At 66.8% G+C, this 26,345-nt stretch carries 23 protein-coding genes; 18 read left to right on the top strand and 5 right to left on the bottom strand.

Annotated features, from left to right (window positions below; genetic code table 11):
- Positions 1-108: 108 nt before the first annotated feature.
- Positions 109-1,314 carry an EAL domain-containing protein gene (locus tag GN330_RS20200; protein ID WP_156714889.1) on the bottom strand — a complete coding sequence of 402 codons (1,206 nt, stop codon included), beginning with the start codon at positions 1,312-1,314 and terminating at the stop codon, positions 109-111.
- Positions 1,315-1,471: 157 nt separating this feature from the next.
- On the opposite strand from GN330_RS20200, the gene GN330_RS20195 reads away from it, so the two are divergent.
- From GN330_RS20195 to GN330_RS20165, 7 genes are all read left to right on the top strand, one after another.
- Entirely contained in the window at positions 1,472-2,332 is an 861-nt protein-coding gene (locus tag GN330_RS20195; RefSeq protein WP_156714886.1) for a TIGR01459 family HAD-type hydrolase, read from the top strand.
- 25 nt (positions 2,333-2,357) lie between these two features.
- Positions 2,358-3,344, top strand: coding sequence for a bifunctional riboflavin kinase/FAD synthetase (locus GN330_RS20190; RefSeq protein WP_246188780.1), 987 nt, complete (start codon positions 2,358-2,360; stop codon positions 3,342-3,344).
- Positions 3,345-3,461: 117 nt separating this feature from the next.
- Positions 3,462-4,259, top strand: a complete 798-nt coding sequence (locus GN330_RS20185) for a MipA/OmpV family protein (RefSeq protein WP_156714882.1) — start codon at positions 3,462-3,464, stop codon at positions 4,257-4,259.
- A gap of 142 nt (positions 4,260-4,401) precedes the next feature.
- A complete protein-coding gene (locus GN330_RS20180; protein WP_156714880.1) occupies positions 4,402-5,103 on the top strand; it encodes an SDR family NAD(P)-dependent oxidoreductase in 702 nt (233 codons plus the stop codon).
- Positions 5,100-5,840: an SDR family NAD(P)-dependent oxidoreductase gene (locus GN330_RS20175; protein ID WP_156714878.1), complete on the top strand. Its 741-nt coding sequence runs from the start codon at positions 5,100-5,102 to the stop codon at positions 5,838-5,840. The genes GN330_RS20180 and GN330_RS20175 overlap by 4 nt, the downstream gene beginning before the upstream one ends.
- 218 nt (positions 5,841-6,058) lie before the next feature.
- Positions 6,059-9,094 (top strand): isoleucine--tRNA ligase, encoded by a 3,036-nt coding sequence (gene ileS, locus GN330_RS20170; RefSeq protein ID WP_156714876.1) that lies wholly within the window; start codon positions 6,059-6,061, stop codon positions 9,092-9,094.
- A 204-nt stretch (positions 9,095-9,298) separates the two neighbouring features.
- On the top strand, positions 9,299-9,934 hold the full coding sequence (locus tag GN330_RS20165; protein WP_156715018.1) for a hypothetical protein: 636 nt from the start codon (positions 9,299-9,301) through the stop codon (positions 9,932-9,934).
- A 49-nt stretch (positions 9,935-9,983) separates the two neighbouring features.
- Here the strand turns inward: GN330_RS20165 and GN330_RS20160 are convergent, their stop codons facing one another.
- Positions 9,984-10,433, bottom strand: coding sequence for a nucleoside deaminase (locus tag GN330_RS20160; protein ID WP_343040976.1), 450 nt, complete (start codon positions 10,431-10,433; stop codon positions 9,984-9,986).
- A 218-nt stretch (positions 10,434-10,651) separates the two neighbouring features.
- Here GN330_RS20160 and GN330_RS20155 point away from each other — a divergent pair, with 218 nt between their 5' ends.
- The 5 genes from GN330_RS20155 to GN330_RS20135 all read left to right on the top strand — a co-directional run bounded on the left by GN330_RS20155 (position 10,652) and on the right by GN330_RS20135 (position 16,833).
- Entirely contained in the window at positions 10,652-12,523 is a 1,872-nt protein-coding gene (locus GN330_RS20155; protein ID WP_156714874.1) for a pseudouridine synthase, read from the top strand.
- Positions 12,523-13,077 carry a 16S rRNA (guanine(966)-N(2))-methyltransferase RsmD gene (gene rsmD / locus GN330_RS20150; RefSeq protein ID WP_156714872.1) on the top strand — a complete coding sequence of 185 codons (555 nt, stop codon included), beginning with the start codon at positions 12,523-12,525 and terminating at the stop codon, positions 13,075-13,077. Before GN330_RS20155 ends, rsmD begins: the two co-directional genes overlap by 1 nt.
- 133 nt (positions 13,078-13,210) lie before the next feature.
- Complete coding sequence (locus GN330_RS20145; protein WP_156715014.1) at positions 13,211-14,572, top strand: M16 family metallopeptidase; 1,362 nt, start codon at positions 13,211-13,213, stop codon at positions 14,570-14,572.
- Positions 14,569-15,948, top strand: a complete 1,380-nt coding sequence (locus GN330_RS20140; RefSeq protein ID WP_343040975.1) for a M16 family metallopeptidase — start codon at positions 14,569-14,571, stop codon at positions 15,946-15,948. The genes GN330_RS20145 and GN330_RS20140 overlap by 4 nt, the downstream gene beginning before the upstream one ends.
- A 3-nt stretch (positions 15,949-15,951) precedes the next feature.
- Complete coding sequence (locus GN330_RS20135; protein WP_156714870.1) at positions 15,952-16,833, top strand: patatin-like phospholipase family protein; 882 nt, start codon at positions 15,952-15,954, stop codon at positions 16,831-16,833.
- A gap of 6 nt (positions 16,834-16,839) precedes the next feature.
- Here GN330_RS20135 and GN330_RS20130 read toward each other — a convergent pair whose 3' ends face one another.
- Both GN330_RS20130 and GN330_RS20125 read right to left on the bottom strand, forming a co-directional pair.
- Entirely contained in the window at positions 16,840-18,213 is a 1,374-nt protein-coding gene (locus GN330_RS20130) for an MATE family efflux transporter (RefSeq protein ID WP_156715009.1), read from the bottom strand.
- A 177-nt stretch (positions 18,214-18,390) separates the two neighbouring features.
- A complete protein-coding gene (locus tag GN330_RS20125) occupies positions 18,391-20,208 on the bottom strand; it encodes a monovalent cation:proton antiporter-2 (CPA2) family protein (protein ID WP_156714868.1) in 1,818 nt (605 codons plus the stop codon).
- A gap of 132 nt (positions 20,209-20,340) precedes the next feature.
- On the opposite strand from GN330_RS20125, the gene GN330_RS20120 reads away from it, so the two are divergent.
- The 6 genes from GN330_RS20120 (at position 20,341) to lpxK (ending at position 26,027) form a co-directional block, all read left to right on the top strand.
- Positions 20,341-21,684 (top strand): TldD/PmbA family protein, encoded by a 1,344-nt coding sequence (locus GN330_RS20120; protein WP_156714865.1) that lies wholly within the window; start codon positions 20,341-20,343, stop codon positions 21,682-21,684.
- Complete coding sequence (locus GN330_RS20115; protein WP_156714863.1) at positions 21,671-22,474, top strand: 3'(2'),5'-bisphosphate nucleotidase CysQ; 804 nt, start codon at positions 21,671-21,673, stop codon at positions 22,472-22,474. The genes GN330_RS20120 and GN330_RS20115 overlap by 14 nt, the downstream gene beginning before the upstream one ends.
- Positions 22,475-22,623: 149 nt before the next feature.
- Positions 22,624-22,863, top strand: a complete 240-nt coding sequence (locus tag GN330_RS20110) for a DUF4170 domain-containing protein (RefSeq protein WP_156714861.1) — start codon at positions 22,624-22,626, stop codon at positions 22,861-22,863.
- Between the two features lie 79 nt (positions 22,864-22,942).
- Positions 22,943-23,665, top strand: a complete 723-nt coding sequence (locus tag GN330_RS20105) for a lysophospholipid acyltransferase family protein (protein WP_246188778.1) — start codon at positions 22,943-22,945, stop codon at positions 23,663-23,665.
- Entirely contained in the window at positions 23,662-24,984 is a 1,323-nt protein-coding gene (waaA, locus tag GN330_RS20100) for a lipid IV(A) 3-deoxy-D-manno-octulosonic acid transferase (RefSeq protein ID WP_156714856.1), read from the top strand. Before GN330_RS20105 ends, waaA begins: the two co-directional genes overlap by 4 nt.
- A 2-nt stretch (positions 24,985-24,986) precedes the next feature.
- Positions 24,987-26,027 (top strand): tetraacyldisaccharide 4'-kinase, encoded by a 1,041-nt coding sequence (lpxK, locus tag GN330_RS20095; protein WP_343040972.1) that lies wholly within the window; start codon positions 24,987-24,989, stop codon positions 26,025-26,027.
- A gap of 69 nt (positions 26,028-26,096) precedes the next feature.
- On the opposite strand, the gene GN330_RS20090 is transcribed toward lpxK, so the two are convergent.
- Entirely contained in the window at positions 26,097-26,327 is a 231-nt protein-coding gene (locus GN330_RS20090; protein WP_156714852.1) for a DUF2093 domain-containing protein, read from the bottom strand.
- Positions 26,328-26,345 lie beyond the last annotated feature (18 nt).

The raw sequence follows: 26,345 nt of genomic DNA, 5'->3' as shown, positions 1-26,345 counted from the left end.
CTGCTATCCCTATGGACCGAAGGATGATGACAGAAACCCGCTAAGGTCCGGTTTGTGCAAAGGCTCGAATTGCCGTGGACGGTTTCAGCCGCCGTTAACCCTTCGCCGTCAGGCAACCCGCCCCATGCCGGAACGCAGCCGCCGCGGCTGCGAGAACCGATCGCCGATCATCAGATCGATGCCCAGATCGAGCAGATTGACCGCGTCCTCGTCGTTCGACACCCGGGTCGCGATCACCTGGATGCCGCACTCGGCCGCCGCGTTGATGATGTCGAGCCCGGCCGGGTCGCGGCGCCGCTTCTTGGTCCGGTCGAGCAGCCGGTCCGCGTCCAGTTTCAGGTGGCCGACCTGCAGTGCGCGCAAGGCGGGCAGCGCCTTCGTCGTCCCGTCCCATCCTTCGGCGGCGAGCGTCACACCGGTTTCCAGCAATTCGTCCAGCGCCTCGCGAAGTGGCGTGGCGGCATCCGTCAGCATGCCGCTCGGCACCGACAATACGACAAGCCGCGCCAGCGGTGGATGCAGAGCCAGGAACTCGACCGTCAAGCGCAGTTCGTCGCGATCCTGAAAAAGGCTTTCGGAGATGGGACAGTGCAGTGGCGTCGCCTCGCCGCCGGCTCCCAAGAGGCGCCGGGCGGCTTCCGCGGCGCGGCTTATCAGGAGCCGTTCCAGCCTCGCGCGCGGCAGATCGGTGGTTTCGGCGATCCGGCCGATATTGACGACTTCGCCGTTTTCGAGCTGGAGGAGGACGAAGGCGTCGAACCCGGCGGCCGCGTTGGCGCCCACCGAAACGATCGGTTGCAGACTGAGCTCGATCCGCTCCTCCGCGACCGCATGCGACAGGGCCAGCTCGATGGCGCGGTCGTCGCGGCCGGTTTCCGTGGGCTCTACCGACGGCGGCCGGACGGCTGCGATGGAAACCACATTGGGCGTGTTCCCATCGCGCTCGTCCCGCCCCGCGACCCGGAGTGACAGCGTTTCGATTTCGCCACGAATGGTTTCTTGCATTTCCGCGATCGTGCCGGCGCTGGAGTTGCTGGTCGAAGCCACCTGCCTCAAGGCGTGGTCGACGGAGCGCAGCAGGGTCTCGAACTGGTCGGCGACACGCTTCGCGCGCAAATGGGCAGCGAGCGCGAACGCCAGGGCGAGAAGGGACGCGAAAAGCGCGCCGCCGCCGAGCAGGGCGGCGGTCGAGACCGTGCCCTCGGCAGCGTTGGCCGAGGTCGAGACCATCACCAGGCCCGCGGCGAGAAGGCCGACGGCCGCCCCGTCGTCGCTGCAACGACCGCGATAGCTTTTCCGACAAAGGCTCTTCACCGCCAAACCCGCCTCCAATCCGTCCACAGGCTCCAGTTTCCCATGACCGGCGCGTCAGGTTAAGCGAAACCTGATGACACGGTGAACCTGTTCGGTTAATTCCCGGTGCCGAGCGCGCCCGTCCGGGCGGGTGAACAAGATCCGCAGGCGGAGTTTCATGCCCAACTTACCGATCACGCTCGACAGGCTCGACGATATTAGCGGCCGCTACCGCGTGATCCTGTGCGATGTCTGGGGGGTCGTCCACAATGGCATCCACGTTTTCGCAGGCGCCATCGCGGCGCTGCAGCGCGCGCGCCAGGCCGGCAAGATCGTCGTTCTGGTCACCAACGCGCCGCGCCCGCGCCGGGAGGTGGAGGTGCAATTGCGCGCGCTCGGCGTTCCCGCAGACGCCTATGATCGCCTCGTCACCTCGGGAGACGCCACGCGCGACCTGATCCGCTCCGGCCCGCGGCGCGTGTTCCATCTCGGGCCGGATCGCGACGTGTCGATTTTCGAGGGGATCGATGTCGAACTCGTCGAGGAGCCGGAGGCGTCCACGGTGATATGCACCGGCTTTGTCGACGACGAAACCGAAGGTCCGGACGATTATGCCGAAATGCTGATGCGCTTTCGCGCCCGCGATCTGCCGATGGTGTGCGCCAATCCCGACATCGTGGTCGAGCGTGGCGACCGCCTTATCTGGTGCGCCGGCGCGCTGGCGCGCGACTACGGCCTGCGCGGCGGGCGGACCCTGATCGCCGGCAAGCCGCACCGGCCGATCTACGAACTGGCGCTGGCCGAGGCCTCCGAGATCGCCGGAAGCCGGATCGACGCCAACGAGGCGCTCGCGATCGGCGACGGCATCCTCACCGACATCAAGGGGGCCGCGCAGAACGATATCGACGCGCTTTATATTTCCGGCGGCATTCACGCGCGCGACTATGGCGAGCCCGGCCGGCCCGATCCGGAAAGGCTGGCGGCCTTTCTCGCCAAGCATGGCCATGACCCGGTCGCCGTCATGCCCCATTTGCGCTGACGGGCGCCGGGCACGGATGGCGCCAATGAAACAGACCGGCTTCGCCCGCCTCGCCGATGTCGCCGACTTGCCGTCCGGCTGGCATGGCGGCGTGGTCGCGATCGGCAATTTCGATGGTGTTCATCGCGGCCATCAGGTCGTTCTCGGGCGGGCGCTGGCGGAGGCGAAACGGCGCGATACGCTGGCTTTGGCGCTGACTTTCGAGCCGCATCCGCGCACGCTGTTCCGTCCCGAAGCGCCGGTGTTCCGGCTGACGCCGGCACCGCTCAAGGCCGAGCTTCTGGCTGTGATCGGTTTCGACGCGATCGTCGAACAACGTTTCGACCGCGCCTTCGCCGGCCAGGATGCCGAACAGTTCGTTCAGGACATACTGGTCGGCGGCCTTGGCATCGCGCATGTCGTTACCGGTTTCGATTTTCACTTCGGCCGTAACCGCCAAGGCGACCCGGCCTATCTGAAGGACGCGGGCGAGCGCAACGGTTTCGCCGTCACGCTGGTGGATGCTTTCGGCGACGAGGGCGGCGAGGTCATCTCGTCAAGCCGCATCCGCGGGCTTCTGGCCGAAGGCGAGGTGGCCGCGGCCGCCGGCCTGCTCGGCTACCGCTACACGGTCGAGGCCGAGGTGGTGCGCGGCAAGCAGCTCGGGCGCACGCTCGGCTTTCCCACCGCCAACATGGCGCTGCCGCCGCAGACTGCGCTACAGCACGGCATCTATGCAGTGCGCCTGCGCCGCGCCGACGGCAGCCTGCACGACGGTGTGGCCAGCTTCGGCCGGCGTCCCACGGTGGACGACAACGGCGCGCCGCTGCTTGAGACCTTCGTTTTCGATTTCGACGGCGACCTTTACGGCGAGACCTGCCGGGTGTCACTGTTCGGTTTCCTGCGCGGCGAGGAAAAATTCGACGACCTCGAAACGCTGTGCGAGCAGATGCGCCGCGACGAGGCCGAAGCCAGGGCGTTGCTGTCGGGTGTGCGCCCGCTGTCGGAACTCGACGGCGGGATCGCCTTTTGATCCGCGCGGCCGATCCAAGCAGCGATCACATGCGTATGTGAGTGGCGATTAAGGGATGTTTCAGCATATTGCGATTGAGATAACCCGACCGGACGGCGAAACGGGGTAAACACCGATATGAAGTGCAAAACTCTTGCAGCGATGCTGGTCGGCGGATCGGTGCTCGCAGCCTCCGACGCCAGCGCCGAGGGCTGGTGGTCGGGCGATTGGCACCTGACCGTCGGCGTGGCCGGGTTCACGGCTCCGGACTACCAAGGCGCCAAGGATTACCTGTTTTCGGCCTCGCCGCTGATTTCGCTTGGACGAGCCGGCGGTGAAACCCGTTTTTCCTCGCGCAACGACAATATCTCGCTGGCCTTCATCGACACCGGCGATTTCCGTGCCGGCGCGACCGGAAAGATCCTGTTCGGGCGCGATTCGGCCGACCACCCGCCGATTGCCGGACTCAGCGATGTGCGCTGGGGCGGTGAGGCCGGCCTGTTCGCGGAAGCCTATCCGCTCGACTGGCTGCGCATTCGCGGCGAGATACGCCACGGCATCCGCTCCCATAGCGGCGTGGTGGCCGATCTCGCCGCCGACGCATTCGTGGATATCACGCCTGCCGTGCGGCTGTCGGGCGGCCCGCGACTTTCCTTTGCCACCGGCGGCTATTTCGACGCCTATTACGGCGTCAACGCGGTGGAATCCGCGGCAACCGGGCTGGCCGCCTACGATCCGGACGGCGGGCTGAAATCGGCCGGCGTGGGCGGTGCCGTCACCTGGAAGACGACCGATAAGATAACCACCAGCGTGTTTGCCGAATATTCGCGCCTGCTCGGCCCGGCCGCCGATTCCAGCATCGTACGCCAGGGCGGGTCGGCCGATCAGGTTCTGGTCGGCGCCTCGGCCACCTATCGTTTCGACTTTTCCATGTAGGCATCGGCCGCCTCGCCGCGGCCGGGTTTCACGGCAGCGTGATTCCACCCGCCCGCGAAACCGACTAAGACACGTGGTCATGACCAAAAGCGCGCCGGCCAGGACCGAAGCCCAAACCGAAATCGGGCCGCGGTCGCCCGGAATGACCGATCGCGTCCTGATAACCGGCGCCACGTCGGGCATCGGGCTTGCGCTGGCCAACCGGCTTTCGCAACGCGCGCGACTGCTCTTGACCGGGCGCAGGCCCGAGGACGCGGTGCGGTCGGTGCTGCCGGCCGGTGCCGCCTATGCATGCGCTGATCAGACATCGCCTGAGGCGGCGGTAGCCGCCATCGAGGCCGCGCTCGCTCGGCTCGGCTGGGACGGGCTCGATCTGGCGGTGCTCAATGCCGGCACCGGTTTCGTCGGAGATCCGGCAGACGAGCCGGCCGCGCGTCTGCGTGCCACGCTCGATGCCAATCTGATTGCCGCCCTGCTGATCAGCCGCGCGCTTTATCCGCGTCTTGCTTCCGCCCGGGGGCGGCTGGTGCTCGTCGGGTCGACGGCGCGGCGCGGGGCGGCGGATTTTGCCAGCTATGCCGCCTCGAAGGCCGGCCTGCACGGGTTGGCGCGCGCACTCGCCGAGGAGTGGCGCGGCCGGGTCGAGGTCAGGATCGTCCATCCCGGTCCGACGGCGACCGCGATGCACGCCAAGGCCGGCCACGATCCCGGCCGGCTCGGCCGGCTGTTCGCGCCGCCGGACACGATGGCGATGCTGATCGAGCGCGCTGCCGGCTCGGCCCGGCCGGTGACGAACCTGTCGTTTTCGCGCTTTGCTTGGCGGCGGGCGCCGGGACCGCGATGAAACGCGCCCTGGTCACGGGAGCAACGCACGGGCTCGGTCGCACCATGGTCGCGCTGCTGATCGAACGTGGCTACGCGGTGGTTGCGGTCGACCGCGTGGCGGCCGCAGGCCGGAACGGCGTGACCGATTTTGTATGTGACCTCGCCGATCGCGACGCCGTCGACCGGATGTTGCCGCGCCTGATCGGGACCGGGCCGTTCGACCTCGTCGTCTTCAATGCCGGCGTCAGCGCCACCGGCCGGTTCGAGGAAGTTCCGGCTGAGGCCTATCGCCGGCTTCTGACCGTGAACGCCGAAACGCCGATGGTGATGGCCGCCGCGCTGATGAGGGCCGGCGCGGCGCGGGGCGCGATGTGCTTCGTGTCGTCGCTGTCGCATTTCACCGGCTATCCCGGCGCGGCCGCCTACGCGGCCTCCAAGGACGCGCTCGCCATCTATGCCATAAGCGTTCGAAAACCCTTCGCCCGACGCGGCGTTTCGGTCACGCTCGCCTGCCCGGGGCCGCTGCGGACCGAGCATGCGGCCCGGCACGCGCCCGACGGCGCGGACGAAAACCTGCGCTTGGAACCGGCGACGGCGGCCCGACTCATCCTCGACGCTGCGTTGACGGGCCGGCGCCTGGTCGTTCCGGGCCGCAATGCGCGTTTGTTCGCACTGGCCGGGCGTATCCGTCCGCAAGCCGTCACGCGCTGGATGCGGCGGCTGGTGTTCGAACGGCTCGGGCGGGCGGTGTGGTGAATTGCGCCCTTTATTCTCGTCGCCGGCTCCGGTAAAGAACGCGACCATGACGGAAAGCGCTCGCCCTCGCCGGATCGCGATACGAATTACGGGCCCGGCCCTGCGGGCGGCCTGAGGCTGCCGGAAGGTCCGGGTAGTTCTGCGCTTCGCGCATCCCCTTCTTTCACTTCAGCCCGGCCCGGGCGCGACAGCCCCGCGGCCACCGACACGGCGAGACCATGACCGACACGTCCGACAAGCTCGATTATTCCAAGACCCTTTTTCTGCCGAAGACCGACTTTCCGATGCGCGCCGGCCTGCCGCAGAAGGAACCGGAACTCGTCGCGCGCTGGCAGGAGATGCAGCTTTACAAGAAGCTGCGCGCGGAGGCGGCCGGACGGCCGCGTTTCGTGCTGCATGACGGGCCGCCTTACGCCAACGGCAACATCCATATCGGCCACGCGCTCAACAAGATCCTCAAGGACATGATCACGCGCTCCTTCCAGATGCGTGGGTACGATTCCAACTACGTTCCCGGCTGGGACTGCCACGGCCTGCCGATCGAGTGGAAGATCGAAGAGCAGTACCGCGCCAAGGGCAAGAACAAGGACGAGGTGCCGGTCAACGAGTTCCGCCGGGAGTGCCGCGACTTCGCCCAGCACTGGATCGAGGTGCAGACCGAGGAGTTCAAGCGGCTCGGCATCGAGGGCGATTTCGAACAGCCCTATACGACGATGAATTTCCACGCCGAGGCGCGGATCGCCGGCGAATTGCTGAAATTCGCCATGTCGGACCAGCTCTATCGCGGCTCCAAGCCGGTGATGTGGTCGGTGGTCGAACGCACCGCGCTCGCCGAGGCCGAGGTCGAGTATCACGACTACGAATCCGACACGGTGTGGGTGAAGTTTCCGGTGACGGAAGGGCCCGCTGATCTGCATGGCGCTTTCGTCGTCATTTGGACGACCACGCCCTGGACCATCCCCGGCAACCGCGCCGTCTCGTTTTCGCCGCGCATCGCCTACGGTCTCTACGAGGTCACCGCCGCCGAGAACGATTTCGGGCCGCGGGCCGGCGAAAAGCTGATCTTCGCCGATGCGCTGGCCGAAGAATCCTTTGCCAAGGCGAAGCTGGAATATAAGCGGCTGCGCGCGGTTTCGGCCGACGAACTCGCTTCGATCACTCTCGCGCATCCGCTGGCCGGTTGGCCTACCTCCCTTTTGTGGGGAGGTCGCGGGGCCGAGCGTAGCGATGGCGACGCGGGTGGGGGTAGTGGCGCTGACGTACCCCCACCCCTCACCCCTCCCCACAAGGGGGAGGGGGGCGGAGACCCTGCGCCCTACGCCTTCGACGTCCCGCTGATCGCCGGCGAGCATGTCACCGACGACGCCGGCACGGGGTTCGTGCATACCGCGCCGGGTCATGGCCGCGAGGATTTCGACGCCTGGATGGACGCGGGCAAGGATTTGCGCGCGCGCGGCATCGACACCGCGATCCCGTTCACCGTCGACGATGCCGGTTTCTTCACCAGGGACGCGCCGGGCCTCGGGCCGGACCGCGAAGGCGGCGCGGCGCGCGTCATCGACGACAACGGCAAGAAGGGCGACGCCAACAAGGCCGTCATCGAAGCGCTGATCGAAAAGGACATGCTGTTCGCGCGCGGGCGGCTGAAACATTCCTACCCGCATTCCTGGCGCTCGAAGAAGCCGGTGATCTTCCGCAACACGCCGCAATGGTTCGTCCATATGGACAAGGATCTCGGCGATGCCACCACGCTGCGCTCGCGGGCGCTTAACGCCATCGACGCCTCCCGTTTCGTGCCGGCCGCCGGCCAGACCCGGCTGCGCTCGATGATCGAGGAGCGCCCCGACTGGGTGTTGTCGCGCCAGCGCGCCTGGGGCGTGCCGATCTGCGTCTTCGCCGCCGAGGACGGCACCGTGCTGAAGGACGAGGCCGTCAATGCCCGCATTCTCGAGGCGTTCGAGAACGAGGGGGCCGACGCCTGGTTCGCCGACGGCGCGCGCGAGCGCTTCCTGGGCGCGCGCGCCGGCGAGCCGTGGACGATGGTGACCGACATTTTGGACGTCTGGTTCGATTCGGGGTCCACCCACACGTTCACGCTGGAGGACCGGCCCGACCTGAAATGGCCGGCCGACGTCTATCTGGAAGGCTCCGACCAGCATCGCGGCTGGTTCCATTCCTCGCTGCTGGAAAGCTGCGGCACGCGCGGCCGCGCGCCTTACGACACCGTCATCACCCATGGCTTCACCATGGCCGAGGACGGGCGCAAGATGTCGAAATCGCTCGGCAACCAGGTCTTTCCGCAGGACGTGATGGCCAAGTCGGGCGCCGACATCCTGCGGCTGTGGGTATCGACCACCGACTATTGGGAGGACCAGCGCCTCGGCAAGAACGTCATCCAGACCAATGTCGACGCCTATCGCAAGCTGCGCAACACGATCCGCTGGATGCTCGGCACGCTCGCGCATGACGACGGCGCGGAGGTGGCGCAGGCCGACATGCCGGAACTGGAACGGCTGATGCTGCATCGGCTGGCCGAACTCGACGGGCTGGTGCGCACCGGCTACGACAATTTCGACTTCAAGCGCATCGCCCGCGCGCTGGTCGATTTCATGGTCGTCGACCTGTCGGCGTTCTATTTCGATATCCGTAAGGACGCGCTCTACTGCGACGCGCCGTCGAGCGTCAGGCGCAAGGCGGCGATCGTGGTCGTGCGCCGGCTGTTCGACGCGGTGGTGAAATGGCTGGCGCCGATGCTGCCCTTCACCATGGAAGAAGCCTGGCTCGAGCGGCACAAGGATGCCGTTTCGGTGCATCTGGAGCAGTTTTCCGACATTCCCGCCGACTGGCGCGACGATGCGCTGGCCGCCAAATGGCGCAAGATCAGACAGGTGCGGCGCGTCGTTACCGGGGCGCTGGAGCTGGAACGAGCCCGAAAGACGATCGGCTCGTCGCTGGAGGCGGCTCCGGTCGTCCATGTCGCCGACGCGGAGCTTTTGGCCGCGCTCGACGGGGTGGACGTGGCCGAGATCGCGATCACCAGCGGCGCCGAACTGGTGGCCGGTGCTGCGCCCGACGGCGCGTTTGGGCTTGAGGAGGTCGATGGCGTCGGCGTCGTTTTTGCCCGCGCGGCGGGCACGAAATGCGCGCGCTCGTGGCGCTTCACCGACGATGTCGGCTCCGATCCGGACTTTCCCGACGTGTCGGCGCGCGACGCGGCGGCGCTGCGCGAGTTACAGGCGGCGGGACGATTGTGATCGGGCAGGCGCGTCGCCCATGGGCGGGCGCGTTGCTCTTGTTTCGGGCTTCAGGTAAAAGGCGGGCCGATGTCTCGTCAATTTGTTGCCGGATTTTCGGCTCAAGACGGTGCGGACGGGCAGATTTGCAAGACCAAGAGGCGGTTTGAAGTGAAAACAACTGGCGTTTTGCGCACAGGCGGTCCCGCCGGATCGAAAGTGCTGATGCTTGCCGCGGCGGCCGTTTCGCTGTCGGCCTGCATGGGCGCGCCGACCTACGGCACCGACAAACCCGCCGACCAGCAATTGCTGGAGGATCTGACGGGTGTTCTGTCGCTCGGTCCGAAGGACAAGAAGACGATCCAGTACAAGCCGCGCCCCGAACTCGTCAAACCGGCCTCGACCGAGAGCCTGCCGGTACCGCAGGACGATGTCGTGACCGCGTCTAACCCGGCCTGGCCGGAATCGCCCGAGCAGCGCCGCGAACGCATTCGCGCCGAGGCCTCGATCGGCAGCGAGGCCTATAATTTCGAACCGGAAGTGGTCGACGGAACCGCGACCGGCAGGCAGCGCCAGGTCGTGCGGCACACGCGCGGCGATCCGGTCGACATCAACGGCAAATCGATTCTCGAGAATAGCGGCGGCCGGGGCCGCAAGGAATTCAACCGCCGGCTGGCTGAGAACAATCAGGGCAGCCCCAATTCGCGCAAATATCTGTCCGAGCCGCCGCTCGACTACCGTGCGCCGGCCGCCTCGGCGCCGGTCGGCGATGTCGGCGAGGACGAATGGCGCAAGAAGAAGCGCCGCGAGCAGGGCAGCACCAAGGGGAGCTGGAGCCTGCGCGATCTCGTGCCCTGGTAGGCGAAGCGCGGGGCCGGGTTCGGCCGCGGCGCGCGTGGCCTTGTTGGCGCTAATCGCGGCGTTCGCGGAAAAAATCCTTCAACAGAGCGGCGGCTTCGCGTTCGGCGAAGCCAGAATAGATTTCCGGCGCGTGATGGCAGGTGGGCGAGGCGAAGAAGCGGCCGCCGTTTTCGACCGCACCGCCCTTGATGTCGGCGGCGGCGAAATAGAGCCGACGGATGCGGGCGAACGAGATTGCCGCCGCGCACATGGCGCAGGGTTCCAGCGTGACATAAAGATCGGCCCGGTCGAGGCGCTGCGAGCCAGCGACGCGACAGGCCTCGCGGATGGCTAGCATTTCTGCGTGGGCGGTCGGATCGTTCAGTTCGCGGGTGCGGTTTCCGGCCCGGGCGATGATGGCCCCGTCGGCGACGATGACGGCACCGATCGGCACTTCAGACCGCGCGGCGGCGGCCTGTGCCTCGGCCAGCGCCTCGCCCATGAAATCGGGACGTTTCACGACGTCTCCATCGGATAATTCTCTCGCATGCCCTCGGGCTTGCTGATAGTTAGCCGCGCGAGACGACCGAGACCAGAGCCAATGGACGGACGGGCCGCGTTTCGCAAAAAGATCACGTCTCGGCGACAGATAGGGCATGATCGCGTTTCGATGACACGGCCCCATGTCCGCGGCCGCTCCCGGCCACGGGCAGGCAACAAGAAAGACAAGACAAGACCATGTCGAAGGATGACAAGCCGGGCCGCGGCCCGCGCGGCCAGGACCGCAAACCCGCTGCCGGCGGAGACAGGGCGGGTGCCAAGCCGGGATTCGCCAAGCGGGCGAAGACGTTCGGGCGTGGCGCGCCGGAAGTAGAACGCGAAGCCGGCGAGCGGATCGCCAAGCGCCTCGCCCGCGCGGGCATCGCGTCGCGGCGCGAGGCCGAAATGCTGATTGCGGCCGGGCGCGTGGCGGTCAATGGCCGGGTGCTCGACAGTCCCGCGATCAATGTCGGACCGGCCGACCGGATCGACCTCGACGGCACGCCGATCCCGGCAGTGGAGCGCACGCGGCTTTTTCTGTTCCACAAGCCGGCCGGCCTGGTCACCACCAACCGCGATCCGGAAGGCCGCGAGACGATTTTCGACGCCCTGCCCAAGGATTTGCCGCGCCTGATCACGGTCGGCCGGCTCGACATCAATACCGAGGGGCTGCTGCTTCTGACCAATGATGGCGGGCTCGCGCGGACGCTGGAACTGCCGGCGACGGGCTGGTTGCGGCGCTACCGGGTGCGTGTGCATGGCGCGGTCGACGAGGCGCGTTTGAAGTCGCTTGCCGACGGCATCGCCGTTGACGGGGTTTTCTATGGCTCCATCGACGCCACGCTTGAACGCCAGCAGGGCAGCAATGCCTGGCTCAGCATCGGCCTGCGCGAGGGCAAGAATCGCGAAGTCAAGAACGTGCTCGGGTCGCTCGGCCTGGAGGTGACGCGGCTTATCCGCATCTCCTTCGGCCCCTTCCAGCTCGCCGACCTCGCCGAAGGCGCGGTCCTGGAGGTCAAGGGCAAGACGCTGCGCGACCAGCTCGGCGAACGGCTGATCGAGGAGGCCGGCGCCAATTTCGATGCGCCGGTCGTCACGCCTTTTTCCAACAGTCCCGTCGCCGCGTCTCCGGCCCGGCCCGCGCGCGATCAGGTCGCGCAAGGCGAACGCCGGCGCCGCGAGCCGCTGGAGCCCGGCGAGGGCGGACTGATCAAGTCGAAGCGCCGGTCGCGCGAGGATCGCCGGGAGGGCGCGCTGTCGCGGCTCGACACCAAGCCGCAACGGAAGGATTTCGGGGCCAAGAAAACGGCCGAACCGCGTCGCGCCCGCTCGGCCAATGTGTGGATGGCGCCTGGCGCCCGACCGCCCGGCAAGGCCAAGGCGGACGACCAGACCGAACCGGCGCGGGAGCGGAAGGGCGCTCGCGGCGAGGCTCCGCGTAAACCCTATGCGCGGCCCGACCGCGAAAGAAGCGAAGGCCGCGGCGAGGCCCCGCGCAAGCCTTATGCACGGCCTGACCGGGACAAGGGCGAGGGCCGCGGCGATGCCCCACGCAAGCCTTATGCGCGCCCCGACCGGGACAAGGGCGAGGGCCGCGGCGATGCCCCGCGCAAGCCTTATGCACGCCCCGACCGCGACAAGGGCGAAGGACGTGGCGAGGCCCCGCGCAAGCCCTATGCGCGGCCCGACCGGGACAAGGGCGAGGGCCGGGGCGATGCCCCGCGCAAGCCTTATGCACGCCCCGACCGCGACAAGGGCGAGGGCCGGGGCGAGGCCCCGCGCAAGCCTTATGCGCGCCACGACCGCGACAAGGGCGAGGGCCGCGGCGAGGCCGAAGGCGTGCGCCATGACGGCAAGTCCGCTGGCCCACGCAAGGATTTCGCTGGCAAGGGCAATACCGGTAAGCCACGTCCGGCGGGTAAGGCCGGCGCCGGGGGCAAGCCGGCAGGCAGGCCCGGCGCAAAACCGGGCGGCGCGGCCGGCAGGGGCGGTAAGCCCGGTGGCTTTGCCGGCAAGCCCGGCGGCGGGCCGCGCAAGGCCGGCCCCCGGGCGAAGCCGAAAGGACGCTGATGCGGATCGTGGGCGGTGAATTGCGCGGCCGGGTGCTGAGCGCGCCGCGCTCGGATGCTATTCGGCCGACGAGCGACCGTGCGCGTGAAGCGTTGTTCAACATTCTCGCCCACCGATTTTCCGGCCAGCTCGAAGGCGCGCGCGTGCTCGATCTTTTTGCCGGCACCGGCGCGCTCGGCCTGGAGGCGCTGTCGCGGGGGGCCGGCTTTTGCCTGTTCGTGGAGGAGGCCGCCGCGGCGCGCGCCCTGATCCGCGCCAATGTCGAAAGCTTCGGGTTGCAGGGACGTACCAAGATTTTCCGTCGCGACGCCGCGCGGCTCGGCGACGCCGGCACGATCATGCCCTTCGATCTGGTTTTCGCCGATCCGCCCTACGGCAAGGGCTTGGGCGAGCGCGCGATTGCGGCCGCGCTTGCCGGCGGCTGGCTCAAGCCCGATGCGCTGGTCGTGCTGGAAGAGGCCGCGTCGGCCGCCTTTGCGCCGCCTGCCGGTCTGAAGATTGTCGAGGAGCGCCATTTTGGCGACACGATCCTTCGGTTCATGCAAACGACATAAGCGCCTTGCGCGGGCAATGCCGAAGAGTTCATCGGTGCTTGCGTTCAGACCATAGCCGCGTTGCGTTACGCTGCGCGGGACATGTCCACTACCGAGGTGATTCACCATGCCAGACGTCCGGTTCCGTTTTCGAATGGCGGCTATCGCCGTCATGTCGGGCGCGATCATGTTTTCCACCGCCGTCGCCGCGCCGTCCGCACCCGGTCAAGAGGCGGATGCGAAATCGACGGTCAGCCGGTTCGTGCTCGACAACGGGCTCGAGATCGTCGTCATACCCGATCACCGGGCGCCGATCGTCACGCATATGTTGTGGTACAAGGTCGGCAGCGCCGACGAGGCGCCGGGCAAGTCCGGTATCGCCCATTTCTTCGAACATCTGATGTTCAAGGGCACGACCAATCACGCGCCGGGCGAATTCTCACGCCGCGTCGCGGAGATCGGCGGCCAGGAAAACGCCTTCACCTCCTATGATTACACCGCCTATTTCCAGCAGGTGACGCCCGATGCGCTTGAGACGATGATGGCCTATGAGGCCGACCGGATGCGCAATCTCGTCCTGACCGAGGCGGTGATCGCGCCGGAACGCGATGTCATCCTGGAAGAGCGCGGCTCGCGGGTGGAGAACGAACCGGGCGGCCTGCTCGGCGAGGAGGTCAACGCCACGCTGTACCAGAACCATCCCTACGGCGTTCCCGTGATCGGCTGGATGCACGAGATCGAGGCGCTGAACCGGGCCGACGCGATCGCCTTTTACGAACGCTATTACGCGCCCAACAACGCGGTGCTGGTGGTTGCAGGCGACGTGACCGCCGAACGCGTGCGTACCCTTGCCGAACAGACTTACGGCATGGTGGCGCGCGGCCCGGCGCTGCCGCCGCGGCTGCGCCCGCGCGAGCCGGAGCAGAATACCCGGCGTACGGTGACGCTGAACGACCCGCGCGTGTCGCAGCCCTCCTTCCGCAAGGCGTGGGTGATGCCGTCCTACGCGACCGGCGCCTCCGGGGAGGCCGAGGCGCTCGATCTGCTGTCGGAAATTCTCGGCGGCGGCGTACGCAGCCGCGCCTATGAGGCGCTCGTGGTCGAACAGGGTATCGCGTCCTCGGTGGGAGCCTATTACCAGTCGGACGCCCTCGACGACACCAGCTTCGAGATTTACGGCCGGCCGCGCGGCGGCGCGACGATCGCGGAGGTCGAGAAGGCGCTGGACGCCGAGATCGCGCGGATCGCCGAGGAGGGGGTGAGCGAGGACGAACTCGCCGCCGCCAAGAAGCGTTATGTACGTTCGCTGATCTTTGCGCGCGACAGCCAGCGCGGCATGGCCCATATCTATGGCGCGACCCTGACCACGGGCGGCACCATCGAGGATATCAAGAAATGGCCCGAGCGGATCGAAGCCGTCACCGCTGAACAGCTCCGGGATGTCGCGCGGCGCTATCTCGTTCCCGACCGGTCGGTGGCCGGCTATCTGTTGCCGATCGAGGAGGCGCGCCCGTGACCATTGTTTGTCCGCTGGAAAAGCCGATGCTTGCGAAGACGGGGTTGCGCCCGGCCATGGCCCTTGCCGCCTGTCTCGCCCTGCTGATAAGCATCTTCACCGTGGTCGCGCCCGCCCGGGCGGCGGTCGAAATCCAGAAAGTGGTCAGCGACAAGGGCATCACCGCCTGGCTGGTGGAAGACTATTCCGTGCCGCTGATTTCGATCCGCTTCGCCTTCGAGGGCGGCAGCACGCAGGAGCCGGCCGGAAAGGAAGGTCTGGGCCAGTTGATGAGCGGGCTGTTCGACGAAGGTGCCGGCGATCTCGAGCGCAAGGCGTTTCAGGATCGGCTCGACGCCAGCGGCGCGGAAATGTCGTTCAACTCGGGCGCCGACGCGTTTTACGGTTCGATGCGCATGCTCGCCGAGGAACGGGCGGCGGCGTTCGAGCTGTTGGCGCTCGCCGTCAACACGCCGCGTTTCGACGACGAGCCTCTGCAGCGTATCCGGGCCCAGTCGACCGCGCGGCTCAAGGCGCGCGAGCGCGATCCCGAAACCCGCGCCGATATCGCCTGGACGAGCGCGATATACGGCGGGCATCCCTATGCGCGTCGCAGCGAGGGTACGCCCGAAACGCTGGCCGGCCTGAGTGCCGACGATCTGACGGTGTTTCACCGCCGGCTGTTCGCGCGCGGCAATCTGGTCGTGGGCGTGGTCGGGGCGATCGATGCCGAAACGCTCAAGGGCGAACTCGACCGGGTGTTCGGCGCGCTGCCGGCCGCGCCGCAGCTCGCGCCGGTCAAGCAGGTCGAGCCGAAGCTCAATCAGCGCATCGCGCTCGACTTCGACGTGCCGCAGGCCTCGTTGCGCCTTGCCTATCCCGGCATGGCGCGCGACGATCCGGAATTCTTCGCCGCCTATTTGATGAACCATGTACTGGGTGGCGGCACGTTTTCTTCCAGGCTGTTCACCGAGGTGCGCGAAAAGCGCGGCCTGGCCTACGGTATCGGGTCGGGGATCGTGAACCGCGACTATTCCTCCGCGCTGATGATCGGGACCTCGACCAGGGCCGACCGCGCGGCCGAGACGCTCGCGGTCATCCGTGCCGTTGTCGAGGAGATGGCTGAAAACGGCCCGACCGAACAAGAACTCGCCGACGCCAAGGCCTACGTGAAAGGGGCCTATGCGATCGGCAATCTCGACACGTCCATGGCGATCGCGCGCACGCTGGTTGATCTGCAGGTGGAAGATCTCGGCATCGACTATATCGAACGACGCGAGGCGTTGATCGATGCGGTGAGCCTGGCGGAGGTAAAAAAGGCGGCCAAACGCTTGCTCTTGGCCGAACCGGCGGTGATGATCGTCGGACCGGCGGTCGGCGTCGACAAGGAGGATTGACCATTGCGGGATGAAGGGGACCAACGCGGCATCGCGGGCGGCGGTCCGACTTTCGCGGTCGCCTTCGGTGGCGGCGGGGCACGCGGCCTTGCCCATATCCACGTGATCGAGGCGCTCGACGAACTCGGCATCCGGCCGCGCGCGATCAGCGGTTCCTCGATCGGCGCGATCATGGGCGCGGGCATGGCGGCAGGTATGAGCGGCCGCGACATCCACGATTATGCGCGCTCCATCCTCGGGCGCCGCGCGGAGGTCGCCACGCGGATGTGGCGGGCGCGACCGGGCAGCTTCGCCGAGTTCGTGTCCGGCGGTTTCAGGGTCAGTCAGTTCAATGTCGAACGCATTCTGAAATCCTTCCTGCCCGACGCGATTCCAGCAACCTTCGAGGAGCTGTCGATACCGCTCAAAGTGACGGCAACAGACTATTATCGTCACGACCTGGCCGTGTTCGATACCGGCGAACTCAACTCAGCGCTTGCCGCGTCGGCGGCGATTCCTGCCGTGTTCCGGCCGGTGCGGCGTAACGGGCGCATTTTGATCGATGGCGGCATCTACAATCCGGTGCCTTTCGACCTGGTCGAGGGCCTGGCCGATATCGTGATCGGCATCGACGTGGTCGGCGCGCCGGCGCCCGAAGCCACCAAGATGCCCAACTCGATCGACCTGATGTTCGGTGCTACGCAATTGATGATGCAGTCGATCATCGCGCTGAAGCTGCAGTCGTCCCGACCGGCGATCCTGCTGCGGCCGCCAGTGTCGCGGTTCCGGGTGCTCGATTTCCTCAAGATCGACGCCGTCATGGCCGACACGGTGTCGATCAAGGACGAACTCAAGCGCGCCGTGGACGCGGCGGTGTCGGCTCTGGAGAAGATCCCGGCTGAGTAGGTGGCTCTATCCGGCGGTCGCGGCCTTGCCGGTCGAAAACGGCGACTGGCCGGCCGGCGGCGGCCCAGGCAGGGGCGGTTCGGCGGGCGGATCGTCGGCGATCCGGCGCACCACCCTGAAACAGACGACCACTGCCGCCAGACCGAACATCACCGCACCCAGACCCCAGCCGGCGATCACGCCCTCGGCGCCGTAGAAATGGGCCCCGGCCCACACGAACGGGATGACGCCAAGCGTCGAGCGGCCCCAGTTGAAGACGGTCGAATAGGTCGGATAGCCGAGATTGTTGAAGGCGGCATTGGCCACGAACAGGGCGCCGTTGAACAAGAAGCTGCCGGCCGCGAACAGGCAGAAGAACACCACCAGGTCGCGCGCGCCGCCATGCGCGTTGAACAAAGCCGCGATCTGCTCGCGTAACAGCGCAAGCAACGCCCAGGCGAACAGCACGTAAACCACCGTGACGATCAGGCTGCTGCGCATGGTCTCGTACAGCCGGTCGAAACGCCGGGCGCCGTAGTTCTGGCCGAGAATTGGGCCGACCGCGCCGGAGAGCGAGAAAATCGCGCCGAAAGCGACGGGGATCAGGCGGCCGATAATGGCCCAGCCGGCTACCGCCTCGTCGCCGAAGCGGGAAATGACGCCGGTCACATAAGCATTGCCGACCGGTGTCGCGATCTGGGTGAGCACGGCCGGAATGCCGATCGAGAAGAACGGTCGCGCGGTCGCCATGAAGCGGGCGCGGTCCGGCCAGCGGATCAGTCCGTGCACGACCTGGGCGCCGTGCAGGCCGACCACGATCATCACCATACGCGATAAAACCGTGGAAATGGCCGCGCCGTCGAGGCCGAGCCCGAAGCCGAAGATCAGCAGCGGATCGAGGATCGCGGCGGCGAACCCGCTGGTCAGTGTCACGTACATGGCGCGGCGGGCGTCGCCGGTGCCGCGCAAGACGCCCGTCAGGGCCATGCCGACGCCCACGATCGGCGCCGACGGCAGCACGATCTGCAGAAAACGCGTCGCCATGTCGAGGGTCTTGCCCTCGGCGCCGAGAAGCGCGACCAGTTCGCGCAGGAATGGCCAGGCGATCGCGGTCATCAGCCCAAGCGTCGCGGCCATATAGACGAGCGCGGCGCCGCCGGCGGCGGCGGCATCGCCGCGCGAGCCGCGCCCGAGGGCGCGCGACACCAGCGCCGAGGTGGCGATCGTCAGTCCGATGCCTACCGAAACGGTGAAGAACATCAGCGTCGAGGCGAAGCCGATCGCGGCGGCGAGTTCCTGGACGCCGAGCAGGGAGATGTAGAACAGGTTGAGAGCGTCGACGAGGAAGATCGACACCAGCCCGACCGAACCGGTCGCCGTCATCACCACGACGTGACGCATCGTCGATCCGGTGGTGAACTTGGCCTGCCCCTGGGCGGTCGTTTGCGTTTCGGTCTCGGCCGTCACGATTTATATGCCCGATGCGTGGGGACGATCCGGTCCGGGCCGGATCCGGCGCGGGCGGGCGAAAATGCGATCATCCGGTTGGGCTCCAGCATGAATATCAACAAGTCGGCGTTATCGGTTGGGCTCGGTGTCGCCGGTCGCCTCGGTGTCCTTGTCGATGCGCCGGGCTTCCCGGCTCGGCTTGACCAGAGGTTCGGGTGTCATCGTCCGCGTCTTCAACATGTCGTTGCCGGCGTAGAGTCCCTCGACTGCCTGGATTGCTAGGCGCTCCTCGTCGCGCCGCCGAACGTCCTCGCCGATCCCGGCGACGGTCTCCTCGTCGAAGCCCAGCGCCTCCAGGGTCCGGCGACCGAATAAAAGTCCGGATTCGAAGGTTTCGCGCAGTTCGTAGTCGACGCCCTTGGCGCGCAGTTCGAGAGCATGCGTGCGATCGTAGGAACGCACATAAAGTTTGGCGTGCGGGTACTCCATCTGGATCAGGTCGACGATCCGGTCGGTTGTCTCCTTCTCCCTGGTGCAGACCGCGACGATCTTGGTATGGCGAATGCCTGCGGCCTCCAGCACATCCTTGCGGCAGCCGTCGCCGAAATAGATGCGGAAGCCGAATTTCTCCACCGCGCGGACCCGGTTGGCGGAATGGTCGATGATGGTGACGTCGCGGCCGCCCGACAGCAGGATTTGCGCGGCGATCTGGCCAAAGCGCGAAAAGCCGATCATCAGAACGTCGGAGCCGGCGCCGTTGAAATCCTCCTCCATGGTTTCCGCCTCCTCGGCGGGAATGAGGAAACGCGACAGCCCGGCCGCTATCGGCGTCAGCACCATGGACAAGGTCACGATCGAGATCAGCAGGGAAGCGGTGGTCTCGGGAAAGATCGAGGCCGACGCGGCGGCCGAGAAAATAACGAAGCCGAATTCACCACCCTGCGGCAGCAGCAGGCTAACCCGTACGGAGGAGGCATGCGGCGATCCGAACAGCCGGCACAGCGCATAGATACAAATACCTTTGACCGCCATCAGAATGGGAACGGAAACGATGATCGTCAGCCAGTTTTCCAAAATGACGTCGAGCTGCAGCGACAGGCCCACTGCCATGAAGAACAGTGCGATCAGAATGCCGCGAAACGGCTCGATATCGGCCTCGAGCTCGTGGCGATAGGACGATTCGGCCAGCATCACGCCGGCGATGAAGGCGCCCATCGCCATCGACAGGCCGGCGAACTGCATCAGCGCGGCAGCGCCGAGCACGACGAACAGGGCGGCTGCGATCATCGCTTCCTTGGCGCCGGTATTGGCGATGATGCGAAACAAGGGGTTGAGCAGATAGCGGCCGGCGGCGAGCAGGGCGACGACCGCCACAACCGCGATTGCGAACTGCTCGAGACCGGTGCGTTCGCTCTCGCCGCCGCCGGGCGCAAACAAGGGCACCAGCGCCAGCAGCGGCACGATCGCCAGATCCTGAAACAGCAGGATCGAAAACGACGTCTGGCCGTAATGGCGGTTGGTGTCGCCGCGTTCCTCCAGAAGCTGCATGGCAAAGGCGGTCGACGACAGGGCGAGCGCGAAGCCGACGATGGTGGCGGGTTGCCAGGCCAGGTCGCTGAAAACCATCGTGGCCGCGCTCAGAACCAGTCCCGTGACCACCACCTGGCAGAGCCCGAGGCCGAAAATGTCGCGGCGCATCGCCCAAAGGCGCGAGGGTTTGAGTTCCAGCCCGATGACGAACAGCAACAACACCACCCCGAGCTCTGCGACATGCAGCAATTCCTCACCGCCCGCGATCAGGGTCGCGACCGGGCCGATCGCCACGCCGGCGGCGAGATAGCCGAGTACCGTCGCCAGGCCGATCCGCTTGAAAAGCGGCGCCGCGATCACGGCTCCGCCGAGAAGCAGGAGGGCTTGCGAGAAATATGTCGCGCCTTCGGCAGCCATGGGCCTCCCCGGTAATCGTTCGAGCGCGGCGATGCGCGCCATTGCACATGAGCCTGCGGCGCAATAGATGGAACCTGTCCGCGTCGCGGCCGCTCCTGCCCGCATGGCGAGGCTTTCCACCGGAAATAACGTATGTCAGACCGCATGAATACTGAAAAGCTCGGCGACCTCGTCACGGCACTGGTCGAGGCGGGCACGCGCGCCGGGGCCGATGCGGCCGACGCGGTCGTCATGCGCAGCCGCTCGTCCAGCGTCTCGGTGCGGCTCGGCAAGGTGGAATCGACCGATTCGTCGGAAAACGATTCGGTCGCGCTGCGGGTTTTCGTCGGCCGGCGCGTGGCGAGCGTTTCGGCCAGCAGCGGCGCCGATATTCCCGCACTCGCCGAGCGCGCCGTCGCCATGGCCAAGGCCTCGCCGGAAGATCCCTTTCAGGGTCTCGCCGAGCCGGCGCAGCTTGCAACCGATATGCCCGATCTCGATCTGTTCGACCCGACGGAACTGGCGAGTGAACAGTTGCGTGCCGACGCGCTGGCGGCCGAGGAAGCGGCGCTCGCGGTCAAAGGCGTGACCAATTCGGGCGGGAGCTCGGCCAGCGCCGGTCTCGGCGGACTGGTCCTGGCGACCTCGAACGGATTTTTCGGGCATTACGCCGCCACCCGGTTTTCGCGCGCGGCAAGCGTGATCGCCGGCGAGGGCACAGCGATGGAGCGCGACTACGATTTTTCCTCGCGGTTGCATTTTTCCGACCTCGAGGCACCCGAGGAGATCGGGCGCCTGGCCGGCGAGCGCGCTGTGCGCCGGCTCGGCGCGCGCAAAGCCAAGAGTGGCCCGATCACGGTGGTCTGCGATCCACGCGTCGCGCGGGGCATCGCCGCGCATCTGGCGGCCGCCATCAATGGCGCGGCGGTCGCCCGCAAGACCAGCTTTTTGCGCGAGCACATGGGCAAGGCGGTGGCCGGAGCCGCGATCAGTGTGACGGACGAGCCGCGACGCGTGCGTGGACCCTCCTCCCGTCCCTTCGACGGGGAAGGCCTCGCCGGCAAGGCGTTGGTGATGGTCGACAAGGGCGTGCTTGCGCACTGGTTCTTGTCGACCTCGGTCGCGCGCGAGCTCGGCCTTCGAAGCAATGGCCGCGGCGTGCGCTCGGGTTCCTCGGTCACACCGGCCTCGACCAATCTGGCGATCGAACCCGGCGAGGTGTCGCCGCAGGAGCTGATCGCGTCGGTCAGATCCGGATTTTACGTCACCGAAGTGTTCGGGCAGGGCGTCAACATGGTGACGGGCGAATATAGTCGTGGTGCGTCGGGGTTTCTGATCGAAAACGGCGAACTGACGCATCCGATTTCCGAAGTCACGATCGCGTCCAATCTCAAGGACATGTTCATGCGCATGGTCCCGGCCGACGACATCGACCGCAATTTCGGCACCGCGGCGCCGACCCTCTTGATCGAAGGAATGACGCTTGCGGGAGACTGAACCCAGAAGCCGGGCCTACGACGCCGATCTGGCTCTGATCCGCGAGGCGGCGGCGGAGGCGGGCCGGATCGCGCTCGGTTATTTCGGCAAGGACCCGGAAGTCTGGCTCAAGGGCGGCCGTTCGCCGGTCAGCGAGGCCGATATCAAGGTCGACCGCTTCCTGCGCAAAACCCTGACCGCGGCACGGCCGGATTATGGCTGGCTTTCCGAAGAGACCCGGGATTCGCCGGAGCGGCTGACGGCCCGGCGGACCTTCGTCGTTGATCCGATCGACGGGACGCGCGGCTTTCTGGAAGGCCGCGATACGTGGTGCGTGAGCATCGCCGTGATCGAGGACGGCAAGCCGCTGGCCGGCGTTCTCGAATGTCCCGCCATGTCCGAGACCTTTTGGGCGACGGAGGCGCATGGCGCCTTTCTGGGCGAAAGCGGCATCGCCGTCAGGCAGCCCGGTGAGGCCGCCCTGGTTGGCGGTCCGAAAGCGCTTGTGGACGCCGTGGCCCAGCCGCTCAGCGCCGGCATCAAGCGCGCCGGCCACGTGCCCTCGCTCGCCTACCGGCTCGCACTTCTGGCCTGCGGCCGGCTCGACGCCACGTTCGTCAGCCCCAATTCGCACGATTGGGACCTGGCCGCCGCCGACCTCATCCTGTCGGAGGCGGGCGGCCTTATCTTGAACGAATTCGGGCAAGCACCGATCTATGGCCGGCCGGATGTCCGCCATGGCACGCTGGTTGCCGGCAGCGGCGACCTGTTGTGGGCGCTGGCGAAAACCATAAACACGCAGCACGCGTGAATGAACGCGCGCCTGGCGCCGTTTGACCGGTGCGCGTGAATGGAACAGGACCACGACGCGGTTTACGTAAACGGAAAAGCGTGTGTTTCCATCCGGGCGTGAATGATTTAAGCAGATTCGGAATTTCGAACATGATGGCGGGCAGGGAAATGGCTGAGAACACCGGCGAGAAGCAGCTTTTGCACCTGGTCTTCGGCGGTGAGCTCGATTCACTCGAGGGCGTCCATTTCCGCGATCTCGAATCGCTCGACATCGTCGGGGTCTATCCGAACTACAACGCCGCGGAAGCCGCTTGGCGGGCCAAGGCGCAAGCCACCGTCGACAACGCGCATATGCGGTATTTCATTGTCCACCTGCATCGTCTCCTCGATCCAGAGACGGACGGGTAGCGGGACGGATCCGATGACGGACGAGCATTTGGGTCGCCTGGACGATGCGCGGGGTTCGCGCGCGGGAAAACGACCGGCCATGACAAAGAGGCTTTGGCGCAAGGTGCGGGCTCCGCTCGCCGAGTCGGCCTTCGTGCTCGACGGTATCACGGTGGCGATCGGAGTGGCGCTGCGCTTCATCTATGCCGCCAACAGGACGGCGAAAGGCTCGCACGACGCCTCGGCCGCGTTCGACGTGCATGCGCCGGGGATCGCCGCCTTCTGGCACGGCCAGCACATCCTGGCCCCCTGCATGAAGCCGAAAGGCGCGAAGATGGCGGCGCTGTTCTCGCGCAGCCGGGATGCCGAACTCAACGCGCGGGTCGCCGAACGCTTCGGTTTCGAGATCGTGCGCGGCTCGGGCGGGCGCGACCGTGCGCGTACGCTCGAAAAAGGCGGTATTCGGGCGCTGCTGACCCTAAAAAAGGCACTCGACGGTGGCACGGCGGTCGCCATGATCGCCGATATTCCACATGGGACGCCACGCGAGGCCGGTCTTGGGATCGCCATGCTCGGGCGCATCTCCGGTCGCCCGGTCGTGCCGGTCGCGCTTGCTACCAGCCGCCGCAAGGTGATCGAGAGCAGTTGGGACAAGACGACGATCAATCTGCCCTTCGGGCGCAAGGCTGTGATTGTCGGCGATCCGATCCATGTGCCGGCGGATGCCGACGATGCCGAACTGGAGCGCAAGCGTCGCGAGATCACCGCGGGGCTCAACGCTGTCACCGCCGAGGCGTATCGCCTGGTTAGCGCGCGGAAATGAGTGAACGCTGGGCGCGCACTTTGCTGTCGACCTACCGGTTGGCCGGCGCGGTCGCCTATCCGCTGGTCGGCGGTTATGTGGCGTGGCGCTCGACCCGGGGCAAGGAGGAGGCCGGTCGGCGGCGCGAACGCTACGGTTTCACCGCAATCGCGCGGCCGCGCGGGCCGATCGTTTGGATGCATGCAGCCAGCGTCGGCGAAACCAACGCCGTGGTTCCACTGATCGAGCGCATCGTGGGTTACGGCATCGGGGTCGTCATGACCACCGGGACGGTCACCTCGGCGCGCGTGGTCAAGGAGCGGTTGGGCGACCGCGTGATCCATCAATATGTGCCCCTCGATCTCAAGCCGGCGGTCAGCCGGTTCCTATCGCACTGGTCGCCCGACCTCGCCATCATCGCCGAATCGGAGATCTGGCCGATGACCATTCTGGAACTCGGCGCGCGCCGGGTTCCGCAGGTGCTGGTCAATGGCCGTCTTTCGGACCGCTCGTTCGCGGCCTGGAAGAAGCGCAACCATCTGGCGGAAGCGCTTCTGGAAAATCTCGCCCATGTCGTGGCGCAGTCGGAAACCGACGGCGAGCGTTTTACCGCGCTCGGCGCTCGTCCGGTGACGGTGTCGGGCAATCTGAAGGTCGACACCGACCCGCCGCTGGTCGATCAGGCGTGTCTGGCGCGGATCGGCGGGGAAATCGGCGCGCGCCCGAGCTGGGCGGCGGTTTCGACCCATGAAGGCGAAGAAGCGGTCGCTGCCGATGTCCATGCGCTTTTGAAATCGCGCCATCCCGATATCCTGACCATCATCGTGCCGCGCCATCCCGAGCGTGGCGATGCCCTGCTGGCGCGGTTCGCCGAAAAGGGGCTCAAGGTCGCCCGCCGCAGCCGGGACGAGCCGGTAACGCCCGACACCGACATTCTTCTGGGCGACACGATCGGCGAGATGGGGCTGTATCTGCGCCTGACCGAAATCGCCTTTGTCGGGCGCTCGCTGCTGGCCGAGGGCGGGCAAAACCCGCTTGAGCCGGCGATGCTCGACACAGCCGTGCTTTCGGGCAAGAACGTCCAGAATTTCCGCGACGCCTATCAGCAACTGATCGAACGCGGCGGGGCGCGGCTCGTCCACGATCGCGACATGCTGGCCGGCGCGGTCAATTTCCTGCTCAACAATGAAGGCAAGCGTCGCGAGATGATCGTTGCCGGGCGCGCGGCCGTAGAAGACATGCGCGGTGCGCTCGCGACCACCTTGCGCGCTCTCGAACCCTATATCCAGCCGCTGATCGTCAAGGCCCGGCTCGAGGACGCCAGCGCCAGGAGGCGTTGACGGTGGCGAGCGAGGCCCCCCTTTTCTGGTGGGAAAAAGCGGACTGGCGCGCGCGCTCGCTTCTTCCGCTGTCGTGGGTCTACGGGCTCGTCGCCGGCCGGCAAATGGCGTATGCGCCGCGCGAAAAGGTGGCCGCGCCGGTACTTTGCGTCGGCAATCTGACCGTAGGCGGCGCGGGCAAGACGCCGACCGCGATCGCGATGGCGCGGGCGGCCCGGCGCGCCGGCTACAAGCCCGGCATCCTGTCGCGCGGCCATGGCGGAACCAATGCGCAAACGCATTTCGTCGATGCCAAACGCGACGCCGCGCGCCACGTCGGCGACGAGCCGCTGCTTCTGGCGCGCCATGCGCCGGTCGTCGTGACGCCGAAACGGGCCGAGGGCGCGCGGGCGCTGATCGCCAAGGGTTGCGATTTTCTGGTCATGGATGACGGCTTCCAGAGCGCCCACATCCATATCGATTGCGCGTTGATCGTCATCGATGCGCGGCGCGGGCTCGGCAATGGGCATATCATTCCCGGCGGACCGGTGCGCGCGCCGGTGGTGCGGCAGATGGCATTCGCCGACGCCGTGCTCGCGGTCGGCGACGGCGATAAGGCGGCTGGCGTCATCCGGCGCGCTTCGCGCGCCGGCAAGCCGGTCTACGCGGCGACGGTCAAACCGAAAAAGGCCCGTGCCCTGCGCGGCCGACGGTTTCTCGCCTTTGCCGGGATCGGCGACCCGGAAAAATTCTTCCTGACCGTCGAGGCGGCGGGCGGGATTGTCGTCGATCGCCGCGGTTTCGGCGATCATCACGTCTTCGCGGAGGATGAGATCGCCGATCTCGCCGCCGAGGCGGCGGCCCAGGATCTCGACCTCATCACGACCGAAAAGGACGCCGTGCGGCTCGCCACCGGCTCCGAGGCCGGGCGTGCCCTGGCCGCAACCGTTACGGTTCTGGAGATCGGGCTCGCCTTCGAGCCGGCCGACGCACCGCAGCGCATCATCGCCGAAACGGTCGAGGCCTATGAGACCCGGCGCCACGGCGTGTCGCGGCACGGGTGAACTGCCGGGCAGACGGTACGGGCCGGACCCCACGGTCATTGGAGATTGTCTAAGACCGGGGGTGCCTGGTCAGCCGCGGCGGCGCAAATCGGGGTCGAGATCGATTTCGCGGCCGAGCGAGACGGTGGCGCTGACATAGGCTTCCTGGCGCGCGACGCTCCAGTAACGCAGCTCATCGAGGGGGATCGGCTCGCCGGTCACCGCGCAACGCACGAACGAACCCGGGCTGGTGACCTGGAAATCTCCGTCGAGATAGCGCAATCGCGCTTCCTTGGCGCCTGGCCCTTCGAACCGGTTCATCGTCGCGCTTTCCGTGGT

Origin of the sequence: Nitratireductor arenosus, from assembly GCF_009742725.1 — a bacterium.
Classification (GTDB): domain Bacteria; phylum Pseudomonadota; class Alphaproteobacteria; order Rhizobiales; family Rhizobiaceae; genus Mangrovimarina; species Mangrovimarina arenosa.
This window is presented reverse-complemented; position numbering and strand designations above follow the sequence as displayed.